This is a genomic window from Flavobacterium sp. A45 (assembly GCF_002001005.1).
Taxonomy (GTDB): domain Bacteria; phylum Bacteroidota; class Bacteroidia; order Flavobacteriales; family Flavobacteriaceae; genus Flavobacterium.
The window spans coordinates 26172-49517 of the sequence record NZ_MUNX01000156.1 but is presented as its reverse complement, the minus strand read 5'-3'; the positions used below and the strand labels follow the sequence as shown (position 1 = coordinate 49517).

The 23346-nt window shown below is 33.8% G+C and carries 22 protein-coding genes; 11 read left to right on the top strand and 11 right to left on the bottom strand.

All coding sequences use genetic code 11. From position 1 onward, the window contains the following. The first annotated feature begins 31 nt into the window (after positions 1-31). The 5 genes from B0E44_RS18500 (at position 32) to B0E44_RS18480 (ending at position 5337) form a co-directional block, all read left to right on the top strand. Complete coding sequence (locus tag B0E44_RS18500) at positions 32-451, top strand: DUF1801 domain-containing protein (RefSeq protein ID WP_077378942.1); 420 nt, start codon at positions 32-34, stop codon at positions 449-451. Positions 452-603: 152 nt separating this feature from the next. Next, positions 604-1449 (top strand): hypothetical protein, encoded by an 846-nt coding sequence (locus B0E44_RS18495; RefSeq protein ID WP_077378938.1) that lies wholly within the window; start codon positions 604-606, stop codon positions 1447-1449. Further along, positions 1440-2021, top strand: a complete 582-nt coding sequence (locus tag B0E44_RS18490) for a hypothetical protein (protein ID WP_077378935.1) — start codon at positions 1440-1442, stop codon at positions 2019-2021. Before B0E44_RS18495 ends, B0E44_RS18490 begins: the two co-directional genes overlap by 10 nt. A gap of 281 nt (positions 2022-2302) precedes the next feature. Continuing rightward, positions 2303-4636: an ATP-dependent helicase gene (locus tag B0E44_RS18485; RefSeq protein WP_077378932.1), complete on the top strand. Its 2334-nt coding sequence runs from the start codon at positions 2303-2305 to the stop codon at positions 4634-4636. A gap of 80 nt (positions 4637-4716) precedes the next feature. Continuing rightward, complete coding sequence (locus tag B0E44_RS18480) at positions 4717-5337, top strand: L-threonylcarbamoyladenylate synthase (RefSeq protein WP_077378929.1); 621 nt, start codon at positions 4717-4719, stop codon at positions 5335-5337. A 307-nt stretch (positions 5338-5644) separates the two neighbouring features. On the opposite strand, the gene B0E44_RS18475 is transcribed toward B0E44_RS18480, so the two are convergent. From B0E44_RS18475 to B0E44_RS18465, 3 genes are all read right to left on the bottom strand, one after another. Further along, a complete protein-coding gene (locus B0E44_RS18475) occupies positions 5645-6502 on the bottom strand; it encodes an OmpA family protein (protein ID WP_077378926.1) in 858 nt (285 codons plus the stop codon). A 72-nt stretch (positions 6503-6574) separates the two neighbouring features. Next, positions 6575-7570 carry a glycosyltransferase family 2 protein gene (locus B0E44_RS18470; RefSeq protein WP_077378923.1) on the bottom strand — a complete coding sequence of 332 codons (996 nt, stop codon included), beginning with the start codon at positions 7568-7570 and terminating at the stop codon, positions 6575-6577. Positions 7571-7624: 54 nt separating this feature from the next. Further along, positions 7625-8092: a type I restriction enzyme HsdR N-terminal domain-containing protein gene (locus tag B0E44_RS18465; protein WP_077378920.1), complete on the bottom strand. Its 468-nt coding sequence runs from the start codon at positions 8090-8092 to the stop codon at positions 7625-7627. A 71-nt stretch (positions 8093-8163) separates the two neighbouring features. On the opposite strand from B0E44_RS18465, the gene holA reads away from it, so the two are divergent. From holA to ettA, 4 genes are all read left to right on the top strand, one after another. Further along, entirely contained in the window at positions 8164-9168 is a 1005-nt protein-coding gene (holA, locus tag B0E44_RS18460; RefSeq protein WP_077378917.1) for a DNA polymerase III subunit delta, read from the top strand. Positions 9169-9179: 11 nt separating this feature from the next. After that, a complete protein-coding gene (gene pulA / locus B0E44_RS18455) occupies positions 9180-11198 on the top strand; it encodes a type I pullulanase (protein WP_077378914.1) in 2019 nt (672 codons plus the stop codon). A gap of 67 nt (positions 11199-11265) precedes the next feature. After that, positions 11266-11448, top strand: coding sequence for a CAL67264 family membrane protein (locus B0E44_RS18450; protein ID WP_077378911.1), 183 nt, complete (start codon positions 11266-11268; stop codon positions 11446-11448). 49 nt (positions 11449-11497) lie between these two features. After that, positions 11498-13189: an energy-dependent translational throttle protein EttA gene (gene ettA, locus B0E44_RS18445; protein ID WP_077378908.1), complete on the top strand. Its 1692-nt coding sequence runs from the start codon at positions 11498-11500 to the stop codon at positions 13187-13189. Positions 13190-13460: 271 nt separating this feature from the next. Here ettA and B0E44_RS18440 read toward each other — a convergent pair whose 3' ends face one another. Further along, positions 13461-13877: a thiol-disulfide oxidoreductase DCC family protein gene (locus B0E44_RS18440; RefSeq protein WP_077378905.1), complete on the bottom strand. Its 417-nt coding sequence runs from the start codon at positions 13875-13877 to the stop codon at positions 13461-13463. 57 nt (positions 13878-13934) lie between these two features. Further along, on the bottom strand, positions 13935-16100 hold the full coding sequence (locus tag B0E44_RS18435; RefSeq protein ID WP_077378902.1) for a DNA mismatch repair protein MutS: 2166 nt from the start codon (positions 16098-16100) through the stop codon (positions 13935-13937). A 178-nt stretch (positions 16101-16278) separates the two neighbouring features. Between B0E44_RS18435 and ung the strand changes: the two genes are divergently transcribed. Both ung and B0E44_RS18425 read left to right on the top strand, forming a co-directional pair. Further along, the gene (gene ung, locus B0E44_RS18430) at positions 16279-16950 is read left to right on the top strand and encodes a uracil-DNA glycosylase (protein WP_077378899.1); all 672 of its coding nucleotides are present in this window, start codon (positions 16279-16281) and stop codon (positions 16948-16950) included. Positions 16951-16952: 2 nt separating this feature from the next. Then, positions 16953-18128 (top strand): serine hydrolase, encoded by a 1176-nt coding sequence (locus B0E44_RS18425; protein ID WP_077378955.1) that lies wholly within the window; start codon positions 16953-16955, stop codon positions 18126-18128. Between the two features lie 52 nt (positions 18129-18180). Here the strand turns inward: B0E44_RS18425 and B0E44_RS18420 are convergent, their stop codons facing one another. The 6 genes from B0E44_RS18420 to B0E44_RS18395 all read right to left on the bottom strand — a co-directional run bounded on the left by B0E44_RS18420 (position 18181) and on the right by B0E44_RS18395 (position 23266). After that, positions 18181-19113, bottom strand: coding sequence for a transglutaminase (locus B0E44_RS18420; protein ID WP_077378896.1), 933 nt, complete (start codon positions 19111-19113; stop codon positions 18181-18183). 154 nt (positions 19114-19267) lie between these two features. After that, entirely contained in the window at positions 19268-20392 is a 1125-nt protein-coding gene (locus B0E44_RS18415) for an SDR family oxidoreductase (RefSeq protein WP_077378893.1), read from the bottom strand. 146 nt (positions 20393-20538) lie between these two features. After that, positions 20539-20916, bottom strand: coding sequence for a VOC family protein (locus tag B0E44_RS18410; RefSeq protein WP_077378952.1), 378 nt, complete (start codon positions 20914-20916; stop codon positions 20539-20541). 10 nt (positions 20917-20926) lie between these two features. Continuing rightward, positions 20927-21799 carry a nucleoside phosphorylase gene (locus B0E44_RS18405; protein WP_077378890.1) on the bottom strand — a complete coding sequence of 291 codons (873 nt, stop codon included), beginning with the start codon at positions 21797-21799 and terminating at the stop codon, positions 20927-20929. 108 nt (positions 21800-21907) lie between these two features. Next, a complete protein-coding gene (locus B0E44_RS18400) occupies positions 21908-22237 on the bottom strand; it encodes a translation initiation factor (protein ID WP_077378887.1) in 330 nt (109 codons plus the stop codon). 78 nt (positions 22238-22315) lie between these two features. Beyond that, the gene (locus B0E44_RS18395) at positions 22316-23266 is read right to left on the bottom strand and encodes an isopenicillin N synthase family oxygenase (RefSeq protein ID WP_077378884.1); all 951 of its coding nucleotides are present in this window, start codon (positions 23264-23266) and stop codon (positions 22316-22318) included. Positions 23267-23346: the final 80 nt, after the last annotated feature.

Below are 23346 nucleotides of genomic sequence, written 5' to 3'. Positions count from 1 at the left end.
GAAATAACTATATAAATTTTAAAATTAAAGCATGGCGAAAAATAAAACAATTGAAACAGAAAACAATGTCGACGAATTTTTGAACGCTATAATAGATTCTAAAAGACGTGAGGACTGTACGTCGATGATAAATTTACTTCGTAAGATTTCTGGATTTGAACCCAAAATGTGGGGATCCACTATTATAGGTTTTGGTATTTATAATTACAAATACGAAAGTGGACACGAAGGAAATGCACCACTTGCTGGACTTGCCTCACGAAAAAATGCCATCACGGTTTATTTAGCTTCAGATTTTGACGACAAAGAAATCTTACTTTCGCAATTGGGAAAACATAAATCCAGTAAGTCCTGCGTTTATATTCAAAAATTAGAAGATATAGATACAAACATATTGAGTCAATTGGTGCAAAAATCGATTACCTATATTAAAGAACTGTATCCAAATTGATATTTTGCTAATTTCGTTTGTTTCCAACTGATTTAAATATTATTTTGTACATTTGAAACAATTGATTAACAAGGTATTAAGTATTAATCCCAAATCGTATTGTCCCAACAATAATTCATAACCTATATTTTTAATTACTTAAATAGGGAATTATGAAATTATATTTAGCTCTTATTCTATTATTATCTTCACTTGTTACTTTTTCTCAAACAGAAGATAAAGATTTGCTTCTTCTTTTGGATAGCATAAAAGCAATTGACCCAATTGTGAGTTTGAATTCTCAACTTATTGAACTAGATGAAAAATATACACGAGCAAACATAGAAAGGTTTGCAATGGATCAAGAATTTAGTATGCTTATGGAATTTTATATAAGACAAGATTTGTATAGGAAAATAGTTGACCAACTAGAATTAGGAATTATGCCGGACCAATCCAAATTGTACACCTATTCTTCAAAAAGATTTTATAATTTTTATTCGGGCAATAAGCCTCTCATTCAGATACCTCCATCAGGAAGTACTTTACCAATCACAATCTATATTGATTCTGCACAAGATTCTTATGAATTTTTTGAAGGTTATCCCACAAATGATTTTGGGTCAGCACTTAGCAGGGGGGATACTATACTAAAAAAGGTGTATCCCAAAGTTTATGATATGATAAAAAGCGGAAAGATTATTTTTTCACACGAATCATTAGCTCCACAAATTATGAAGGCTATGCATCTTCCAAGTCTTCATTTCCCCTCCGATGTATCTAATAATGCAAATAAATCTTTAAAAAGTAAACAAAAATATGCCGATGTTTTACTCGATTGGATTTCAACTGATTTAAGTCGGGCAATGAGGGATATTGATCCATATAGGGATGTATTAGGCGATTATATGAAAATTGAAAAAAAGGCATATAAGAAAGCTACAATTGATGAACAAATTACTCTAAGAATTGAATATATTGAATTCCTCAAAAAAAAATATAGAATGACATGGAACTAAAATTATTAAATACTTGGCTGCTGTTTGTATTATTTAGCATGAGTTCTATTATTATGCATGCTCAAAAAACAACTAAATCTGAGGATGATGTAGTGAACGAATTTTTGGCAACACACGATTCTATTAAAAATCAGAAAACAAAAATACAGAGACCGCCTCAGTTTGAACATGATGTAATAGCTACGGGAAACCCTGTTCATGATTCCATACAATTTGACAGACAGTTAAAACAATACGATTTTGCAGCAATGCACCAAAAGCGCAGTTTTGCTTGGCAATTCTATAGTAGTATCATCATTTTTATCATGGTCGTATTTATTGTAATAATGGGACTTGTACTTTCATACAAACAGTTTCAACTAACAGAGGTTCAAGTAAAATCTAATATCACTAAACCAAAATCTGAAACTACTGAAATAAAATCAGAAGAAACAAATATCGAAATTTCACAAACAGGCTTGAAAATAAATACTGGTGTGATAGGACTTGCTATATTGTTTTTGTCGCTCGCTTTTTTCTTTTTGTATCTCAAGTATGTATATCAAATTGAAGTTATTGACGTTGGTAAATAGAACTCGTTTTAAAAATAAATCCTCTGGTTGTGTACAATATCGCGTGAGGGATAGGAGGAAGCTACCAGAGTAGCCCGGATAGCCCGACCGCAATAGGGAAAGGGGCAAATAAAGACAAGCTAAGTAGGCCCATTTTCCTATTGCGGTCACGCCCAAATAATTTTAGATTGCAGAAAGTTTTGAACTGAAAAACCGCTATCTAAATTCTGCTATCTGAATTCTAAGAAGACTCGTTTATTCGTTCTTAAATTCTTATTTTTGCGTCAAACAGAATTTTTTCTATGCAAAAATATATAGAACAACTCAACGAGGCACAACGCGAACCTGTATTACAAAAGGATGGCCCCATGATTATTATTGCGGGTGCTGGTTCCGGAAAAACTCGTGTGCTTACCATCAGGATTGCTTATTTGATGCACCAAGGTGTTGACCCATTTAATATTTTGTCACTTACCTTTACCAATAAGGCAGCGAGAGAGATGAAAAAACGTATCTCTGATATTGTTGGCGCCAGTGAGGCCAAGAATCTATGGATGGGGACTTTTCACTCTGTTTTTGCTCGAATTTTGCGTTCGGAAGCGGAGCATTTGGGGTATCCTTCAAACTTTACAATTTATGATTCGCAGGATTCTTTGCGCGCCATTTCGGGAATTATCAAAGAATTACAATTGGATCGTGATGTATACAAACCCAAACAGGTTTTGAGTCGGATTTCAAATTTTAAAAACAGTCTGATTACCGTAAAAGCCTATTTTAATGATCCCGATTTGCAGGAAGCTGATGCGATGAGTAAAAAGCCGAGGATGGGCGAGATTTATCAGCATTATGTTGACCGTTGCTTTAAGTCTGGCGCGATGGATTTTGATGATTTATTACTAAAAACCAATGAATTACTAACTCGTTTTCCTGAAGTTTTAGCGAAATACCAAAACCGTTTTCGTTACCTTTTGGTTGATGAGTACCAAGATACCAACCATTCGCAGTATTTGATTGTACGGGCTTTATCAGATAAATTTCAGAATATTTGTGTGGTTGGAGATGATGCACAGAGTATTTATGCATTCCGTGGTGCGAATATCAATAATATCCTGAACTTCCAGAAAGATTATGAAGGAGTGAAAACCTTTAGATTGGAACAAAATTACCGTTCGACCAAAAATATTGTAGAAGCGGCCAATACAATCATTGATAAAAACAAAGTAAAACTGGATAAGGTGGTTTGGACTGCCAATGAATTTGGTCCAAAAATAAAAGTACATCGTAGTATTACCGATAATGAGGAAGGGCGTTTTGTAGCCAGTACGATTTGGGAACAAAAAATGACCAATCACTTGCACAATGGTGCGTTTGCGATTTTGTACCGAACCAATGCACAATCCCGTGCCATTGAAGATGCGTTGCGAAAAAGAGATATCCCGTATCGAATATATGGAGGTTTGTCTTTTTACCAACGAAAAGAAGTAAAAGATGTGCTGTGTTACCTGAGATTAGTTATTAACCCAAAAGATGAGGAAGCTTTGGTACGCGTGATTAATTATCCAGCAAGGGGAATTGGAAATACAACTATCGAAAAACTGACTATCGCAGCCAATCATTACAAACGTTCAATTTTTGAAGTAATGCAAAACATTGAACGAATTGATTTAAAACTAAATTCGGGGACCAAACAAAAACTATTAGATTTTGTTACTATGATTCAGAGTTTTCAGGTGGTCAATGAAAATCAGGATGCTTTTTACCTAACGGATCATGTGGCCAAGAAAACTGGTTTGATCCAAGAATTAAAAAAAGATGCTACTCCTGAAGGAATGGCTCGTATTCAGAATATTGAAGAGTTATTAAACGGTGTAAAAGATTTTACTGAAGGACAAAAAGAGGTTGATGGTGCTCGTGGTGCATTATCTGAATTTATGGAAGATGTGGCTCTTGCAACCGATCTCGACAAAGATACCAGTGATGAAGATCGTGTAGCTTTGATGACGATTCACTTGGCCAAAGGACTAGAGTTTCCACATGTTTTTGTGGTAGGAATGGAGGAAGATTTGTTTCCTAGCGCTATGAGTATGAGTACTCGAAGCGAACTAGAAGAAGAACGTCGATTATTTTACGTAGCTTTAACTCGTGCGGAACATCAGGCGTATTTAACGTATGCCCAATCGCGTTACCGCTGGGGAAAATTGACAGACAGTGAACCTTCCCGTTTTATTGAAGAAATTGATGGACAATATTTGGAATACCTTACACCAGCCGAAAGCAATTACCGTTTCAAACCTATGATTGACGGTGATATTTTTGGTGATGTGGATAAATCCAAATTACGCCTGGCCAAACCGATAGGGAGTACACCTCCAAAACACGTTACAGATAACGAACCAAAGTCAGATATTAATTTGCGAAAATTGAAACCAGTGTCCAGTGGCACTTCGGCTGGGAGCGCTAATTTATTTGATAATACGTTAGTAGCTGGAAATGTAGTGATGCATGAACGTTTTGGAAAAGGACAAGTCATCAATCTAGAAGGTGTTGGCGCCGATAAAAAAGCGGAAATCAAGTTTGAAGTTGGTGGTTTAAAAAAATTATTATTGCGTTTTGCAAAACTAGATATAATAGGTTAGTATTCAGTGGTCAGTTTTAGTATATAGCTCACTTTTAAATCAAAAAATCAAAAATCGTTAATCAAAAATCTACAATCTCCATGGCTCAAATTATAAAAATATACGAAGACAAACCCAACGAAGCGGCAATTGCCAAAGTCGTTAAGATTTTGAAAGACGGAGGTTTAGTTATTTATCCAACTGATACAGTTTATGGATTGGGTTGCGATATAACTAATTCCCGAGCTCTTGAAAAAATTGCAAAAATAAAAGGAGTGAAGTTGGAAAAAGCCAATTTCTCGTTTATTTGCCACGATTTAAGCAATTTATCAGATTATGTAAAGCAAATAGAGACTTCAACTTTTAAACTGCTTAAAAGAGCATTACCTGGGCCATATACTTTTATTCTCCCAGGAAATAATAATTTACCCAAAGAGTTTAAAAAGAAAACAACCGTTGGTATCCGTGTACCTGACAATTCCATAGCATTAGAGATTGTCCGCCAATTAGGGAATCCAATTGTTTCAACATCCATTCGAGATGAAGATGAAGTAATCGAATACACAACCGACCCAGAGCTTATTTTTGAAAAATGGCAAAATTTGGTTGATTTGGTTATTGACGGAGGTTACGGAGATAATATTGGGTCAACCATTATCGATTTATCCGGAGATGAGCCGATTGTGGTTAGAGAAGGTAAGGGAAGTCTTGATATTCTTTAAAAAAATATTAAATTTTTTATAAATTAATTGTATAACTTAGAATAAAAGCCTTATTTAGTGAAATATTTAAGAAATAAACTCACTTAGAGATATTTATAGCATGTTATTCTTAATTTATATTTAATTGGTTGTTAAAGAAAAAATTAGGGATGCATAAAAGCAGGACTTTGGTTCTGCTTTTTTTTGTGCTGATTTTTTAGCTAAATAGAAATCATATTATTCAGTCAGGACTCGTTCAAATTTCAAGAAAACATAAAAAAAACGCCTCGAGAATCTCGAAGCGTTTTTTATGAATTATAATCATACCTTATTTTTGAACTGGCGCAGATGTTGTCGATCCTGGTTTTTTCATTTCTTTTTCAACCATATCGTAGAACTGATCTATTTTTGGCATTACATAGATACGGGTTCTTCTGTTTTTAGATTTGTTTTCAGGAGTATCATTCGCTACTAAAGGAACATATGAACTTCTACCTGCTGCAATTAATTGTGCTGGATTTACCCCTAAGTCTTTAGACAAAATACGGATAATAGAAGTAGAACGTTTTACACTCAAATCCCAGTTGTCAACTAAACAGGCATTTCCTTTTAATACATCAGTATCAGTATGACCTTCAACCATACATTCAAAGTCCGGTTTATCGTTAACTACTTTAGCAACTTTAGCTAAAACTCCTTTTGCTTTATCACTTACTTCATAACTACCGCTTTTGAATAACATTTTATCAGAGATAGAAATGAAAACCACTCCTTTATCAACATTGATTTCGATGTCCTGGTCGTCCATTCCAACAACCGATTTCAAACTAGTAACAACTGCAAGCGTAACACTGTCTTTTTTTGTCAAAGCATCTTGCATTCTGCTGATTTTTAAATCTTTTTCTTTGATAGATTCTAATGCTTTTTCAATATTTTCAGCTCCTTTTGTTGACAAAACAGTCATGTCTTTTGAAGTTGAAATTAAATGTTGATTTGTTTCTTTTAAACCATCTACAGTAGCTTTAAGACCAGCTTTTTCTTCTAGGCAAGAATTTAATTTTACTGTACAAGTATTTAATAAATCTTGAGTTTCTTTATTCTTAGCTTCCAAAGCTGCGTACTCTTTTTTAGACACACAAGAAGTTAGAAGAGCTAAAGCTGATAGAGTGATCATTATTTTTTTCATAGAATGCAAATTTTAATTAAACGTGAATTACAAAGTTAGTTTTTAAATGTTAATTTTAAATGTAAATTATTGTTAAATAACGTCAACAAAAACTGTGCCGTTTTTAACATAATAACCATAAACGATGCTTTTCGCTTTAAAGTATATTTCAATCTGATTTATTTCTCTTTTTTTATAATTATTAAAAAAAAGCCTGTAAAAAGAAAAATGTGCTTTTATAATTGCCATAAAATGAGCGAATTGACCTGAAAACAGAAATTTAACTCCTGCAACACCATCCAAGAGCATTCTAATAAAAAGCACCTGAAAAAGTTTTTTTTGAGGTAAATTTTTTGTTAACATCAATAACGAATTTCTAAAATTGAGATACGTTTTTTTTGAGTTAGACTTTTCCAAAGTTGCCCCTCCAACATGATAAACAACTGATCCTGAATTGTATTTAATTCTATACCCTTTATTAAGTGCACGCCAGCACAAATCAATTTCTTCCTGATGGGCAAAAAAATCTTCGTCAAATCCTCTCAATTCCTTATAAACAACAGATCGAATAAAAAAGCAAGCGCCGGAAGCCCAAAATATTTCAGTTACATCATTATATTGTCCGTTGTCTTTTTCCAAAGTATCAAAAATTCGTCCTCGACAAAAAGGATATCCATACTTATCTATAAATCCGCCCCCGGCTCCTGCATACTCAAAATGGTCTTTCTTCTTAAAGTCTAAAATCTTTGGCTGGATAATTGCCGTTTCAGGTTCTTTCTCAAAAGTTTCCAAAATGGGTTTCAACCAATTTTCAGTTACTTCAATATCCGAATTTACCAGAGCATAAATTTCTGCGTCTATATGTTTCAATGCATCGTTATATCCTCCAGCAAACCCTTGATTGGTTTTATTTTGTACGATTTTAATCGTTGGATAATTATTCTTTACAAATGCTATGGATTCATCTGTCGAAGCATTATCAGCAACATAAACAGTTGCTTCGGGAGAATATTGAATTACGGAAGGTAAAAACTGTTCTAAAAGTTTTACTCCATTCCAATTCAGTATGACTACGGCTATTTTTTCCAAGGACGTTTATTTATTTATTTTATGAATTCAAAATTGATACTCAAAAGCATCTTTCTATTTTCTGTGTTCTAATTTTTCTTCACCATAATTGGGCAATTCTCTCAAAAACTCATATTTCTCATTTTCAAAATCCATTTGACAAAAATAATGATTAAGCCCATTGGTAACCATCAAAAATTCGGCTTCCAAAGTCATATTATATCTCGCGATTTGATCAAAAGTGGCTTGTGCGATTTTAACTTCGGGTGCTTTGCATTCGATTAATATAAAAATAGTGCCATTCGGATTGAAAACCACAACATCATAACGCTTTCGCAAACCATTGACCATTAAAACTTTCTCGACATTAATCAGGGATTTTGGATATTTTTTTTCTTCCAATAAAAACTGCACTACATGTTGGCGTACCCACTCTTCAGGTGTAAGAATGATGAATTTTTTCCTGATTGCATCAAAAATTGATACTTTATTTTCGCTATTTTTGAAACGAAAAGTATAGGAAGGAAAATTGAGTTTTTGCATTGAGCAAAAGTATTAAATAAGTTTTAAGGTTTTGAAATCTAAAATCTAAAATTTGAAATCTATAATTGTAAATGGACGAAGTTGTAAAGATTGTAAATGATATAAAAGGCGGAAACATCAAACCAATTTATTTTTTGATGGGAGAGGAGCCTTACTATATTGACAAATTATCAGAATATATAGAAGCAAATATTTTATCCGAAGAGGAAAAAGGTTTCAATCAGACCGTTTTATATGGCAGAGATGTTAGTATAGAAGATATTGTTTCCACAGCAAAACGTTATCCTATGATGGCCGATCGTCAAGTGGTTATTGTAAAAGAAGCTCAGGAATTATCTAGAACAATCGACAAAATAGAAAGCTATGTCGAGAACCCAATGCCTTCGACTGTTTTAGTATTTTGTTATAAATACAAAACTTTGGACAAACGAAAAAAAGTTACCAAACTTCTGGCCAAAAACGGAATCGTTTACGAAAGCAAAAAATTGTATGAAAATCAGGTTGGGGATTGGATTAAGCGTGTCTTAGCTGGAAAAAAATATACTATTGAACCAAAAGCTTCTGCTATGTTGGTTGAGTTTTTAGGAACTGATTTAAGCAAAATCAATAATGAACTCGAAAAACTTCAAATTATATTGCCTGCCGGAAGCACCATTTCTGCAAAAGACATAGAAGAAAATATTGGATTCAGTAAAGATTATAATGTATTCGAATTACGAAAAGCCATTGGCGAACGCAACCAACTGAAAGCCTATAAAATTGCCGAGAATTTTGCTCAAAACCCAAAAGACAATCCACTGGTAATGACAACTGGTTTGGTTTTTGGCTTTTTCATCCAATTATTGAAATACCACGGATTGAAGGATAAAAATCCTAAAAATGTGGCTTCGGCATTGGGAGTTAATCCTTTTTTTCTAAAAGATTATGATGTGGCAGTCAAAAATTACCCCATGAAAAAAGTGAGTCAGATTGTTGCTTCATTACGAGATACCGATGTAAAAAGCAAAGGAGTTGGTGCCAACAGTTTATCACAGGCCGATTTGTTACGAGAAATGCTTTATAAAATATTTAATTAAACAATTACACCATGTTTGTTTCTGCTAAAAAATTCTATTTCATAATTGGTTTACTTCTCACAGCAAATTTTGCCATGACTCAAAACTCAAAAATAAACACCACTCAATACGCCTCTTATGATGCTTATCCCGTTTATTTGAAAGATGATTTAGGAGTTTCATATACTGTAAATCAAACAACAGTCAAACTTTGGAGCCCTAATGTTGAAGAAACCAAAATCAACCTTTACAAAGAAGGCAACGGAGGCGAATCTATAGCTACTAAAAGTTTAGATTACGACCCAAAAACTGGAGTCTGGCAAGTTATTTTAGATGGCAATTATCACAATACCTATTATACTTTACAAGTAAAAAACAAAGGAAATTGGTCCAAAGAAATGCCTGATCCTTATGCAAAAGGTGTCGGTGTAAACGGAAATCGCGGTTTAATCTTCGACTCAAAACTAACCAATCCTTCTAATTGGAATACCGACAAACAGCCTGAATTAAAATCTGTTTCGGATATTATATTGTACGAAGCACAAGTACGCGATTTTTCTATTGATCCTTCATCTGGTATAAAAAACAAAGGAAAATTTCTCGGATTAACAGAAAAAAACACCAAAAACACTTTTGGAGAAACAACTGGATTAGCTCATTTACAGGAATTGGGAATTACCCATTTGCATTTACTTCCCGTGTTTGATTACAAATCCGTTGACGAAACTTCATTAGACAAAAACCAATATAATTGGGGATATGATCCTCAGAATTACAACTCTATAGAAGGATCGTATTCAACCAATCCTTTTGATGGATTAGTACGTATACAAGAATACAAACAAATGGTTTTGGCTTTGCATGAAGCCAAAATTCGTCTCATAATGGATGTGGTTTACAATCACACCAGCTCTACTGATATTTTTGACCAATTGGTTCCAGGTTATTATTACAGAAGTTGGCCTGATGGAAAACGTTCGGATGCTTCAGCCTGTGGAAATGAATTTGCCTCCGACCGAATTATGGCTAGACAATACATGCTAGAATCACTTAAATATTGGGTAAAAGAATATCATGTTGATGGATTCCGATTCGATTTAATGGGCATTCACGATATTGAAACGATGAATACTATTTCGGCAGAATTAAAGAAAATTGACCCAACAATATTTTTATATGGTGAAGGATGGACAGCAGGTAACTCTCCTTTACCAATAGAAAAAAGAGCGCTGAAAAACAATGCAAAAAAGTTAAATGATATTTCGGTTTTCTCAGATGACATAAGAGATGGCGTAAAAGGACATTGGTCTAATGTTACCGAAAAAGGTTTTGTAAGCGGAAATCCAAATTATAAAGAAGTAATTCAATTCGGAATTATAGCTTCCACGAATCATCCTCAAATAAAATATGATTCCAAAAGAGGTTATGCCCAATTTCCATATGCGGACAGTCCTACAAAAGTTATTGGCTATGTTTCCTGTCACGATAACAACACTTTGTACGACAAACTAAAAATAGCTAACCCAAAAGCAACCGAAAAAGAATTGGCGCAAATGGATAAATTAGCCAATACCATTATTTTGACTTCACAAAGTATTCCTTTTTTACATATGGGAGTAGAAATGAAACGAACCAAAATGGGAGTAGAGAACTCCTATAAATCGCCGGACAGTATCAATAAAATAGATTGGAACTGGAAACACGAGAATGCAGCATTGGTTCAATACTACGAAAACCTGATTGCGTTAAGAAATAATCATCCAGCATTCAAAATGACATCCGAAAAGATGATTCAAGAACATTTGGAATTTTTAACAATAAATGATTTCTTATTAGTTGGATATACTTTAAAAAACAATGCTAATGGGGACAAATGGAAGAATATCAGAGTCTATTTTAATGGAGACGAAAAAGAAGCTAGACAAACCATTGAAGGAACTTGGAAAATGATTTGCAATGGAGAAATTATCAACCAAAACGGCATTGAAACCATTAAAAATCAATCAATAACAATTCCAGGTAGAAGTGCAGTAATTTTGTATCAGGAATAGCTATTTTAATTAAAAAATGTTCTGAAAAATCACGATATTTGCACTTCTTAAATTAAATACCACAAATATGGGAATGAATAAAAATACTATTTTAGGATGGGCTACCTTGATAATGATTCTTATGGGATTATTACTGATAGGATTAGGCGCTTTTCGGTATGATGACGTAGCAGGCTGGGGATTTGCAGCTGTAGGTTTTGGCTTTTTAGCTAATGCTTGGGTATTTAGTTCTCTTAAAGGAAGGGTTTAATTTGCATTTAAAACCAATAATTAATCACATATAAATAAAAAATATAAAAATGTCAGACGATAAGAAAGTAATTTTCTCAATGCAAAAATTGAGTAAAACCTATCAGGGAGCAGATAAACCAGTACTTAAAAACATCTATTTGAGTTTTTTTTACGGAGCCAAAATTGGTATTTTAGGTCTAAACGGTTCTGGAAAATCATCTCTTTTAAAGATTATTGCTGGAGTTGATAAAAACTATCAGGGGGATGTCGTTTTTCAACCAGGTTACACTGTAGGTTATTTGGAACAAGAACCAATTCTTGATGATTCTAAAACGGTTATCGAAATTGTTCGTGAAGGTGCTGCCGAAACGATGGCTGTTTTGGAAGAATACAATAAAATCAACGATTTATTTGGTCTTGAAGAAAACTATTCCGATCCAGACAAAATGGATAAATTGATGGATCGTCAGGCGGCTTTACAGGACAAAATTGACGCTCTTGGTGCTTGGGAAATCGATACCAAGTTAGAAATCGCAATGGATGCGTTGCGAACTCCAGAAGGAGATACACCAATCAAAAATCTTTCGGGTGGTGAGCGTCGTCGTGTGGCTTTATGTCGTTTGTTATTGCAACAGCCAGACGTATTGCTTTTGGATGAGCCTACCAACCACTTGGATGCAGAATCTGTACTTTGGTTAGAGCAACATCTTGCACAATATTCTGGAACAGTAATTGCTGTAACGCACGATAGATACTTTTTGGATAATGTTGCGGGTTGGATTTTAGAATTGGATAGAGGAGAAGGTATTCCTTGGAAAGGAAATTACTCTTCTTGGCTAGACCAAAAATCAAGCAGAATGGCATTAGAAGAAAAAGTAGCTTCTAAACGTCGTAAAAACTTAGAACGTGAGTTGGACTGGGTTCGTCAAGGAGCCAAAGGTCGTCAAACCAAACAAAAAGCACGTTTGCAGAACTACGATAAACTTTTGAACGAAGACCAAAAACAATTGGATGAAAACTTGGAAATCTACATTCCAAATGGTCCAAGACTAGGAACGAATGTTATCGAAGCCAAAAATGTAGCCAAAGCTTTTGGGGATAAATTATTGTATGATAATTTGAATTTCACTTTGCCTCAAGCAGGAATTGTTGGGATTATCGGGCCAAACGGTGCTGGTAAATCTACTATTTTCAAAATGATTATGGGTGAACAAAAAACGGATAGCGGTGAATTTTCAGTTGGTGATACAGTAAAAATTGCTTATGTAGATCAGGCGCATTCAAATATTGATCCTAACAAATCAATCTGGGAAAACTTTGCCGATGGTCAGGAATTAATCATGATGGGTGGAAAACAAGTAAACTCAAGAGCTTATTTATCACGTTTCAACTTTGGTGGTGGTGAGCAAAACAAGAAAGTATCGATGCTTTCTGGTGGAGAGCGTAACCGTTTGCACTTGGCAATGACTTTGAAAGAAGAAGGAAACGTATTGTTACTGGATGAGCCAACGAATGATTTGGACGTAAACACGCTTCGTGCACTTGAGGAAGGTTTGGAGAATTTTGCAGGTTGTGCTGTAGTGATTTCACACGATAGATGGTTCTTGGATAGAATTTGTACACATATTCTAGCTTTCGAAGGCGACTCTGAGGTATATTATTTCGAAGGAGGATTCTCTGATTATGAAGAAAACAAGAAGAAACGTTTAGGTGGTGATTTAACTCCAAAACGATTGAAATACAGAAAATTAATTAGATAGTATTTTTCTATAAAAAGTAAAAGAGGATGTCCACAGAAAGGCATCCTCTTTTTTTAGACAAAAAAAACTAATCATTTCTTTTTACAGAATTCATCTTCATCGTAGGGTTCAATTAAACCAATAATTACCAATCCGAAAACAACTATCATTATAAACGCACTGTTTTTCCCTTTGATGAACTAACAAATATCTTATAAAAATTAACTTTTAAGATTAGTCAAATTTATGACATGAACGCGTGTTAAGAAATGACATTTATCATAAAATCCAATTATTCCAAAAATTTTATTTTTAATTCTGCTGAAGGTATCATGCAACTTTCTTTCTTACCATACCATTGGTATCTATTCCTGGCAATGTAGTCGTATAAATAGTTTCTTATTCCAGTTGGGATAATTTTGAAAATAGTTCCAAACGAAAATATTCCATCCAAATTTCTTGCTATTTGCAAAGCAGCATCAGACTTGTAATAGTACGCGATTCCCGGTTCATATAAAACAATGCTGTCAATATTTTTGGCATCAATTCCAATATATGCAAGGATTTCTTGCCCTAATACTGATTGTAATGCCACGAATCGGAAAGTATCTTTCTTATCGTGTTTAATCACAAATTGTACTGCTGAATTGCAAAGATTGCAAACACCATCAAAGAGAATTATTTTTTTATTAGGAGGGAGGTTTTGCATTTTTTCTAAAAACCTTTGTCAAAGTTTTAAACTTTGACAAAGGCGTGTTATTGAATATTATTTCTTAGCCGCTTCAACAAACTCCAAATCGTCTAAACTGACTTTTGAAGTAAACAGTCCGTAATTGACAACTGCTTTGTTTTTCTCAATCTTATCAATGCTTCCCACAGATTTACCGTCCAGCATTCGTACTCTGTCACCAACTTTTAGAACAGGTCTTGGCTTTTCGATTACGGGCTTTAATTTCTTTTCTTTCTTTTCCTTACGGATTTCTTCAACAACAACGGTTACTTCTTTTATAATCTCTTTTTTCTTCTCGATAATTGCTTTAGCCTCTTTTGGAGTGGCTTTTTTGCGTTTGGAATTTTCAATTTCAATGATTTTCAAAAACTCTCCAATCAAGTCTTTTTTGTTTTTATTATTGAAATATTTCTCGGCGATATCTTCTATTTTTTGACCAATGTAAATCGTCTTTTGACTACTATCGTACAATTCTTGATAGCTTTCCAGTTTTTGTTTGATTTTAACATTGATATTTTCCATTTTTTTACTCTCTTCACGCGCTCGAGTTTCTTCCTCTTTGAGGTTTGTCGAAGTTTTTTCCAATTTCGAGCGTTCCTTTTGTAAATTGGCTATCGTTTTGTCAAAACGAACTTTTCCTATCTCAATTTTCTTTTTGGCACGATTAATTAAGCTAAAAGGGATTCCATTTTTCAAGGCTACTTCAAAAGTAAAAGAACTTCCTGCTTGCCCCAAGACCAATTTATACATCGGTTCTAATGATTTTTCATCAAATAACATGTTAGCATTGGTAGCAAAAGGCAATTCATTTGCCAAAATTTTTAGATTCGAATAATGCGTGGTGATTAATCCGAATGCTTCTCTATGATAAAACTCTTCCAAGAAGATTTCAGCCAAAGCACCTCCCAATTCAGGATCAGAACCCGTACCGAATTCATCAATCAAGAACATGGTTTTCTTGTTGCACTTCTTTAAAAAGTAGTTCATGTTCTTCAAGCGGTAACTATAAGTACTTAGATGATTTTCAATAGATTGATTATCTCCAATATCTGTCAATATTCTATCAAACAGAAATGTTTCGCTACGTTCGTGAACAGGAATCAACATACCGGACTGCAACATCAATTGCAATAAGCCAACGGTTTTCATTGAGATAGTTTTACCTCCAGCATTAGGTCCCGAAATAACTATTATTCTATTTTCTTGACTTAGTTCGATGGTTTGCGGATGTGTAACTTCCTTTTTCTGTTTGTTGTTTAAATACAAAATAGGATGATAAGCATCCCTGAAATAAAGACGACGTTCCTCCGAAATCGTTGGCAAAATTCCGTTGATTCTATTGGCATACTTTGCTTTGGCTGCAATTACGTCAATATCACTTAGGAAATCCTGATACTGAATCAGAAGAGGTAAAAACGGACGAATCGCATTCGATAACTGTTTTAGAATCCTTGTAATTTCCTCTTTTTCTTCATATTCCAAGTTACTCAATTCACGAGAATATTTAAGCGTATTTTCGGGCTCTATGTAAGCAATACTTCCAGTTTTGGAACTTCCAAGTATTGAACCTTTTACTTTTCGTCTGTACATCGCCAATACAGCCAAAACACGACGGTTTTGCACAAAACTTTCTTTAATATCATCCAGATAACCCAAACTATTGTATTGAGTCAAAGCCGAACCGAAACTCTGATTCACTTTTCCGCGAACCAAATTCATTTCTCTACGTATTTCTAGTAATCGGGGAGAAGCATTGTCTTTTATCTCTCCGTATTTATCTACCACAGCATCGACAAGTGTGATAATCTCTTTGGTAAGTTGGATTCCGGAACCTTTGGCACAAAGATTCGGATAATAGTCATTGAATTTATTTAAAAACGTCAAAAGAAGATTCGTCGTTTCTGAAATTGTGGCAATTTTTCTAAAGCCACCGACTTCGAGAAAACTGTCTTCGATAGCCAGAAATTTTATTTCGTATGTAATGGCATCAAAGCCGTGATTGGGAATGGCATTGTTATTTTGAAAAGAGGAAACATACTCTGAGGTCTGCAATAATGCGCTCATCAAAGTGTCTTTGTCTCTAAAAGGAGTTATTTCCAAGGCTTTTTGTTTTCCTATATCAGTATTACATATTTCGGAAATCGTTTCGAGAACCGTAGGAAATTGTAAATCTTGTAATGTTTTTTCGGTAATGGAGATCATTTAATAATTTGCTTTTACGTTACAAAAATAAGGTTATTTAAGAAAGAAACATAGCCTTATTTTGCAGAGATTACAGGAGATAAAATCAAGAAGCTTTGGTTTCATTTATTGCTTTTAGTTTTAATCTCCTGTAATCTCTTTAAAATCTTCATGTATCTTTGCGAAATAACTTTTGAATATGAACCTCAACTTAAATCCTTCTTGGCAAACCATTTTATCTGATGAAATAGAGAAACCTTATTTCCACGAATTGATGGATACGGTTGACCAAGAATATCAAAATTCGGTTTGTTTTCCTCCAAAGGAGCTGATCTTTTCTGCTTTTAATAATTGTTCTTTTGAAAATGTAAAAGTGGTTATTATCGGACAAGATCCATATCACGGTGATGGCGAAGCCAATGGTTTATCCTTTTCGGTGAATGATTCGGTTAGAATTCCTCCTTCGTTGCGTAATATCTTTAGAGAATTAACAACCGATTTGGATTCAATATTTATGCCGACATCGGGGAATCTGGAATCTTGGGCCAAGCAAGGCGTTTTATTGCTAAACGCATCCTTAACCGTGAGAAAAGACAATCCCAACAGCCATAAACACCTCAACTGGAACTTTTTTACGGAAGCTGTCATTCAAAAAATATCAGATCAAAAAGAGAATGTAGTTTTTATGTTATGGGGAAGTTTTGCTCAAAAAAAAGGAAGTAAAATTAATAGAGAAAAACATTTGGTTTTAGAATCCGGGCATCCTTCGCCTATGAGTGCCAATCAGGGAAAATGGTTTGGGAATAAGCATTTTAGCAAATCTAATGCCTATTTACAAGAAAACAACATACAAACAATAAAATGGTTATAAATATGTCAAGATTTTACGCTACGTTATCATTTTTTATACTAATTCTTTTCTTTTTGACCAATGATTTATACGCTCAAAACATACTGCAAAAAGCGTTACGTTCTGATAGTGAAAAGATAAAAAAGGTGATGGATAATCCTGAAGGCTATGAGCTTCAAATTATTTACACTCAAATTATTCGAACTAAAAACAACAAAGTCACTTTTAAAGACTTTACTTTTAATCTAAATAATAACCACTATTTTTATCCTGCCAGTACAGTAAAATTCCCTATTGCAATAATGGCTTTAGAAAAGCTAAATACTATTCCAAATACCTCTATCAATAGCCAATTTACAATTGATGGCAATCCGAATACATATCGATTTTCTGAAGAAATCACAAAAATATTTGCTGTAAGCGATAATGAAGGAAGCAATAATTTATTTGAATTTATTGGTTATGATTATTTAAATAATGGTATGATTGCAAAAGGAATAAAGCCTTTTAGAATCAACCACCGTTTATCCACAGCCAACTCAGGGAGTAAAACTATAAAAGCAATTACGTTAATAAAAGAAGATCAATCAAAAATGGTTTTTCCCTCATATTCTTGTCAAAAGTATGCCCCTTTAACACTATCTAGAATAAAGAAAGGAACTGGTTATTTGTATAATGACACATTGGTAAAAGAGCCTTTTGATTTTTCAGAAAAAAATTATTTTCCTTTAGAATCCATGCATAATACGTTGAAAAGAATCGTTTTTCCAAATAACTTTAAAGAAAGCGAACGTTTCCATATCACTGAAAAAGACAGGGAATTTATCCTTTTTTCGATGCAGAACTTACCGAAAAATGCGGGTTATGATGCCGAAGAATATTATGATGGCTATTGCAAATTTTTTATGTTTGGTGACACCAAAGAAAACATACCTACTTCTATAAAAATATATAATAAAGTAGGGGATGCTTATGGAACACTAACCGATTGTGCATACATTGTTGACTCTGATAAAAATATAGAGTTCATGGTTTCGGCAACTTTATTGGTCAACAAAGATGGAATTTTTAATGATAATGTGTATGAATATGATGAAATAGGTTTTCCCTTTTTTGCGGAACTAGGGAGGCAGCTTTATCTGCTTAATGACAAAGATATTTCAAAACAAGCAAAAAAAATTGGCTCGAGTGAGAGATGAGAATAATCAGTCGCCACGGTGCAGTGTATGGTATTAATTCCTAACCGTCTTTTTATTCCAATGTCAATGCTCCCAATATTTCTTCGGACATAAAAGGCCCTCCAGGATATTTTGCGGTATAGTCGAGGTTTAACCACACCTGGCCACGCTCGTCGATATGGTAATTAATTAGTTTATTTCGGCTTTCTTCTACAAATAATACATTTTTGATCAGATAGTTTACTTTTTCAAGGTCACTTTTATTTCCGATTAAAATTTCGGGATAGATATGGCCTTTGGTATGTATCAATCTAGGAGTGCCTCCGATGGATTTGATGCTGGCAGACATCAAAATAGAATGATCGTCACAATCTCCTGAAAAATAAAGCAACGATTCGTGAGCCGTCGCGATATAGTCTCCGTTTTTGGGATCATTTACATAATTCCAACGACTGTTGATTTCTTTAAATACAGCAAAACATTGGATTAAATTCCTGTAATCGGAATAGCCACGAATTTTCTTAAAATGCTTTGTTGTTGCCATAATGGCAAAGTTTCTCACCTTTGGATTCTCGTATTCAATTGCTTTTAAGATTTCATCTTTATTGGGAAATGGTAGCAATTTGGCGACAATAATATCCTGTGGAAATGGATTATTATTCATGGTGTAAAGCATCGAATTATAATCGTCAAAAACTGAATTAAAACTAAAACTTCCAAATAAGCTTCCATAGATGAGCACCAACAAATAGACAGCCAAACAAATGATAATTATGGTTCTCAAGGCGTACAAAGCAAGGTGAATAAATACCAAAACCAGAATAAAAAGTAGTATCCGATCCAAATTAAAATACCAATGTGGATCTATCAAATTTTGGTGAAGTACTATAAATAAAGGAACTGTAATAAGAATGCTTAAAAAAAAGATAACAAAAATATCCCAAGGTTTTTTCAACTGAAACTTGGACTTTGCTAGATAAAAATTCTCTTTGTTAAGTTGTATCATAATACCCAAAAGTTGGGAACTGTATTGCTTTTTGTAAAAGTACTTTTTTTTTTAAAGTTTCTAAGATACTAAGCACTAAGTTTTTTTTAAAGTTGTTAAGTTAGTAAGACACTATCTTCCTAAGAGTCTTTGTAGCTTAGAAACTTAGCGACTTTTATACATTAATATCCTTAAAATCATTCAAAATGGCATAGCGAATCATATTGGTAAACGCTTCATTGTCAAGTTTTGGAATTTCAAGAATAGAATTCAGCAAAGTAGTATCGTATTCGTTGGGATTGGTAATAAAATAAGGCTTTAAATGTTTTCCAATGCTTTCGTAATACAGCTTTTCAATAGTGTTTTTGTATTTGAAATCCAGTGGATTTTTGATTAAAGTAAAATTGGTATAACCCACTTCTTTCATAATCAACTGCAATCCTTTTACAATATTGAAACTTTTGTCATTTACGATGTTTAGTTGTTCGATATCATCACGTTCGAAAGTATTTACAATCACTTTAGCCACATAATCGACTGGAATAATGTTCAATCCTGTTTCCTCATTGATTATAAAACGAACATTTTCCTGTTCACCTTTTCGCTGTGAAGTAAAGTGGAAGAACTTAGCCAAAAGATAAAAAACCATGTATTTTGGAATAAAATAAGGACTTTCGGTTCCCAGCATTTTGCCTCCAATTACGCTTGGTCTCAAGATTTGAAATGGCAAACCTAATTTTTTACATTCTTGGGCAATGAAATTCTCCGAATGGAATTTGGCATCCTCATAAGCATTGCGATGCTCTGGTGTAAAATCCAGATTATGGAAATCATTATCAATCAATCCACCACGGATCCCAGATGAAAATGCTGTTCCAATGTAAATGAATTTCTTTATAAAAGGGTGAAAAGTCTTGAAAAGCGATTTGGTGATTTTGGCATTTTCATCAAAAATTTTCTCTTTTAGGTTTTCGTCAGTAGATAAATTAACATAACCCGCAGAATGGATAAAGTAAGCTCCCTTTATTTTTTCGGAAAAAGTATCTTGAAGATTCGCCAAATCCGAATCAATGATTTCGATATATTGATGCAGTTTTTCTAAACCAGTTTTCAGTAAAATGGAAGGTGTATAATCACTGGTCAAAAGTTCGTTAATGCGATCTAATGCACCAACTTTACCTTTATTTCTGGCAATAATAAAAAGTTTTCCGTTATTATTTTGTTTTATAAAAAGTTCCAGAATGTCATACATAATATGCGATCCCAAAACTCCCGTAGCTCCAGTAAGTATTATTTTCATTAGTTTATTTTTCAAAACACAAAGATAGTTTTAAAAAAAGTAATGTAGAAGCTTATTGCAGCGCAAATATTAGACACGAATTTCACAAATTAAAATCGATTATAATTGCACGAATTCTTAAAACCTGCTATAAAACTGAGTTTAATTTATATTACCTTTAAATCTGAAACAACGATTCTGAAACCATCTGGATCAAGAAACATTTTCCCATTTTGATTCCAAAATGGATTTTTTGAAGGAAGAATAGAAATGTTATTATCAATAAGTCTATTAAAAAAAACATCAAATTCTAAAATCGTTGCAGGATAAAGTACAATAATATCGTCTTCATCAAAAGTATGATTTACTTTTTCTTTAGATTGTGTGAACTCAAAATGCCAATCTAATCCTGATTTTCCAATAAAAATACCATCGTAATTATTATGATTCTGAAAGCCTCCAAGGCGTTCAAAGCCTAGAATATTAATATAAAAAGCTTCAATTTTATCTAAATCATTCGTATGTCTCGCTACCCTTAATTTCATTTTTATTGAATTAATTTTCTGCCAATTTCTCAAGCGTATATTCAATCAATTCATCAACAGCTTTGTATGGATCACTGCTAAAAGTTCCATTTGAACGATTGGCAATAATTGCATTCAGCGACAAAGCATGATGCCCCAAGAGAGCGGAAAGTCCATAAATCGCAGAAGTCTCCATTTCGAGATTGGTAATTCTGGTTCCTTCAAAAAGGAAATTGTCCATTTTGGAATTTAAGGTTGAATCCTGAATATTCAAACGCAAAACACGTCCTTGTGGTCCATAAAAACCACCTGCAGTAGCTGTGATTCCTTTATGCATTCTATCGCTTTCTATTCTTTTTTCCAAAGTTGAAGAACAAGGAATAACAACAGGTCTCCCTTTTCTCAAATCCCAATTGGTGTGTTGAATAAAAGCTTCTTCCATATTAGCATTAGAAACAGCATCGACCAAATAGGAGCGAAGCATATTATCAAGTCCCAAACCAAATTGTGCCATCACAAAGCTATCCACGGGAATATCAGCGTGTAAAGAACCAGAAGTTCCAATTCGGATAATATTTAAAGATGTTAGCTTTTCTTTTGGTTTTCTGGTTTCCAAATCGATATTGACAAGCGCATCCAGTTCATTGATAACAATATCAATATTATCTGGGCCAATTCCGGTAGACATGACTGTTAAGCGTTTGCCTTTGTAGATTCCAGTTTGGGTTTTGAATTCTCTTTTTTGGGTAGAAAATTCAATAGAATCAAAATGTTTGGTGATTTTTGCCACTCGATCTTGGTCACCCACAAAAATAATGTCATGGGCAATGTGTTCGGGTTTCAAATTAAGGTGATACACACTCCCGTCAGGATTGAGTATTAATTCGGATTGTTGAATAGCCATTGTTAATCCCCCTAACCCCCAAAGGGGGAACTCCTATTAGGGGTAAATAGGTTTAATTTATTTTTTAGTTTATCAAGCTGAATATTCCCCCTTCGGGGGTTAGGGGGATTATCCCCCAACACGTTTTACTTTAAAACCTTTTTCTTTTAAAATAGTCATTATTTTATCACGATAATCCCCTTGGATAATAATAGAATCATCTTTAAAAGTACCTCCAACACTCAATTTGGTTTTGATTTCTTTGGCTAAGATTTTAAAATCTTCGTCGGTTCCTTCGTAACCTTCAATGATAGTGGTCGCTTTTCCTTTTCTTTTTTCGAATTTGCAGATCATAGGTTCTTTTTGAACATACAATTCATGCGCTTCTTTTTCAATTGCCTCCTCGGGAGCCATTTCGTGGTCTGGAAAAAGATTTTTTAATTGGTCTTGTAAATCCATATTTTTTAAATTATAAAAAAAACCAAATTCCAAAAGTGTATTATTGGAATTTGGAATTTCTGTTTTGGGATTTATTTTTTACTTCTTGATTAAACCTAAGTCAACTAATCGTTCATATAAATAGTCTCCCGCAGTAATATCCTCGAATTTTTTAGGATTTTCTGCGTCAATGCAGTTCTCTAAACAATCCAATTTCATATCGCTCACCGGATGCATAAAAAACGGAATAGAATAACGCGATGTTCCCCATAATTCTCTAGGCGGATTAACCACTTGATGAATTGTAGATTTTAGTTTGTTATTGGTATGACGCGATAACATATCACCCACATTAATTACTAATTCATCTGGTTCTGCAACAGCCTCAATCCAATCTCCATTATGATTTTGAACTTGTAATCCTTTACCTTGAGCTCCCATCAACAAAGTAATCAAGTTGATGTCACCATGAGCTGCTGCCCTAATAGCATTCTCTGGTTCAGATGTAATAGGAGGGTAGTGAATTGGTCTTAGGATTGAATTCCCGTCTTTGGCGTATTCATCAAAATAGAATTCATCCAATCCAAGATGCAATGCCAAAGCTCTCAATACATAAACACCTGTTTTTTCAAGCATTTGGTAAGCTTCTTTACCTACAACATTAAAACGTGGTAATTCTTTTACCTCAACATTGTCTGGATATTCCGAAGCATATTTGGAATCTTTGTCCACATACTGTCCAAAATGCCAAAACTCTTTCAAATCCCCTTCTTTACGGCCTTTGGCATGTTCTTTTCCAAAAGAAACATAACCTCTTTGTCCGCCAATTCCAGGAATTTCATAGCTGTGTTTTGTTTCTAATGGCAACGAAAAGAAATTTCTAATTTCGCCATACAATTCATCAACTAATTGATCGTTTAAAAAATGCCCTTTAAGCGCTACGAAGCCAATATCTTCGAATGCACTTCCGATTTCATTTACAAATTTTTGTTTACGTTTCGGGTCGTCCGAAAGGAAATCACGCAAGTCAACACTAGGAATGTTTTGCATATTATGTCTGTATTTAATACTTTAGAAGTTTTTAAAACTTCGTAAGCACAAAGATAAAAAATAAAATAGATAAGTAATTT

Excerpts from the sequence above, each read along its gene's own strand:
- B0E44_RS18490 (WP_077378935.1), top strand. The coding sequence starts at position 1,440 with ATGGAACTAAAATTATTAAATACTTGGCTGCTGTTTGTATTATTTAGC.
- B0E44_RS18405 (WP_077378890.1), bottom strand. The coding sequence starts at position 21,799 with ATGGCTATTCAACAATCCGAATTAATACTCAATCCTGACGGGAGTGTG.
- ung (WP_077378899.1), top strand. The coding sequence starts at position 16,279 with ATGAACCTCAACTTAAATCCTTCTTGGCAAACCATTTTATCTGATGAA.
- B0E44_RS18435 (WP_077378902.1), bottom strand. The coding sequence starts at position 16,100 with ATGATCTCCATTACCGAAAAAACATTACAAGATTTACAATTTCCTACG.
- B0E44_RS18495 (WP_077378938.1), top strand. The coding sequence starts at position 604 with ATGAAATTATATTTAGCTCTTATTCTATTATTATCTTCACTTGTTACT.
- B0E44_RS18410 (WP_077378952.1), bottom strand. The coding sequence starts at position 20,916 with ATGAAATTAAGGGTAGCGAGACATACGAATGATTTAGATAAAATTGAA.
- B0E44_RS18500 (WP_077378942.1), top strand. The coding sequence starts at position 32 with ATGGCGAAAAATAAAACAATTGAAACAGAAAACAATGTCGACGAATTT.
- ettA (WP_077378908.1), top strand. The coding sequence starts at position 11,498 with ATGTCAGACGATAAGAAAGTAATTTTCTCAATGCAAAAATTGAGTAAA.
- holA (WP_077378917.1), top strand. The coding sequence starts at position 8,164 with ATGGACGAAGTTGTAAAGATTGTAAATGATATAAAAGGCGGAAACATC.
- pulA (WP_077378914.1), top strand. The coding sequence starts at position 9,180 with ATGTTTGTTTCTGCTAAAAAATTCTATTTCATAATTGGTTTACTTCTC.
- B0E44_RS18415 (WP_077378893.1), bottom strand. The coding sequence starts at position 20,392 with ATGAAAATAATACTTACTGGAGCTACGGGAGTTTTGGGATCGCATATT.
- B0E44_RS18420 (WP_077378896.1), bottom strand. The coding sequence starts at position 19,113 with ATGATACAACTTAACAAAGAGAATTTTTATCTAGCAAAGTCCAAGTTT.
- B0E44_RS18485 (WP_077378932.1), top strand. The coding sequence starts at position 2,303 with ATGCAAAAATATATAGAACAACTCAACGAGGCACAACGCGAACCTGTA.
- B0E44_RS18425 (WP_077378955.1), top strand. The coding sequence starts at position 16,953 with ATGTCAAGATTTTACGCTACGTTATCATTTTTTATACTAATTCTTTTC.
- B0E44_RS18480 (WP_077378929.1), top strand. The coding sequence starts at position 4,717 with ATGGCTCAAATTATAAAAATATACGAAGACAAACCCAACGAAGCGGCA.
- B0E44_RS18395 (WP_077378884.1), bottom strand. The coding sequence starts at position 23,266 with ATGCAAAACATTCCTAGTGTTGACTTGCGTGATTTCCTTTCGGACGAC.
- B0E44_RS18450 (WP_077378911.1), top strand. The coding sequence starts at position 11,266 with ATGGGAATGAATAAAAATACTATTTTAGGATGGGCTACCTTGATAATG.
- B0E44_RS18465 (WP_077378920.1), bottom strand. The coding sequence starts at position 8,092 with ATGCAAAAACTCAATTTTCCTTCCTATACTTTTCGTTTCAAAAATAGC.
- B0E44_RS18400 (WP_077378887.1), bottom strand. The coding sequence starts at position 22,237 with ATGGATTTACAAGACCAATTAAAAAATCTTTTTCCAGACCACGAAATG.
- B0E44_RS18440 (WP_077378905.1), bottom strand. The coding sequence starts at position 13,877 with ATGCAAAACCTCCCTCCTAATAAAAAAATAATTCTCTTTGATGGTGTT.
- B0E44_RS18475 (WP_077378926.1), bottom strand. The coding sequence starts at position 6,502 with ATGAAAAAAATAATGATCACTCTATCAGCTTTAGCTCTTCTAACTTCT.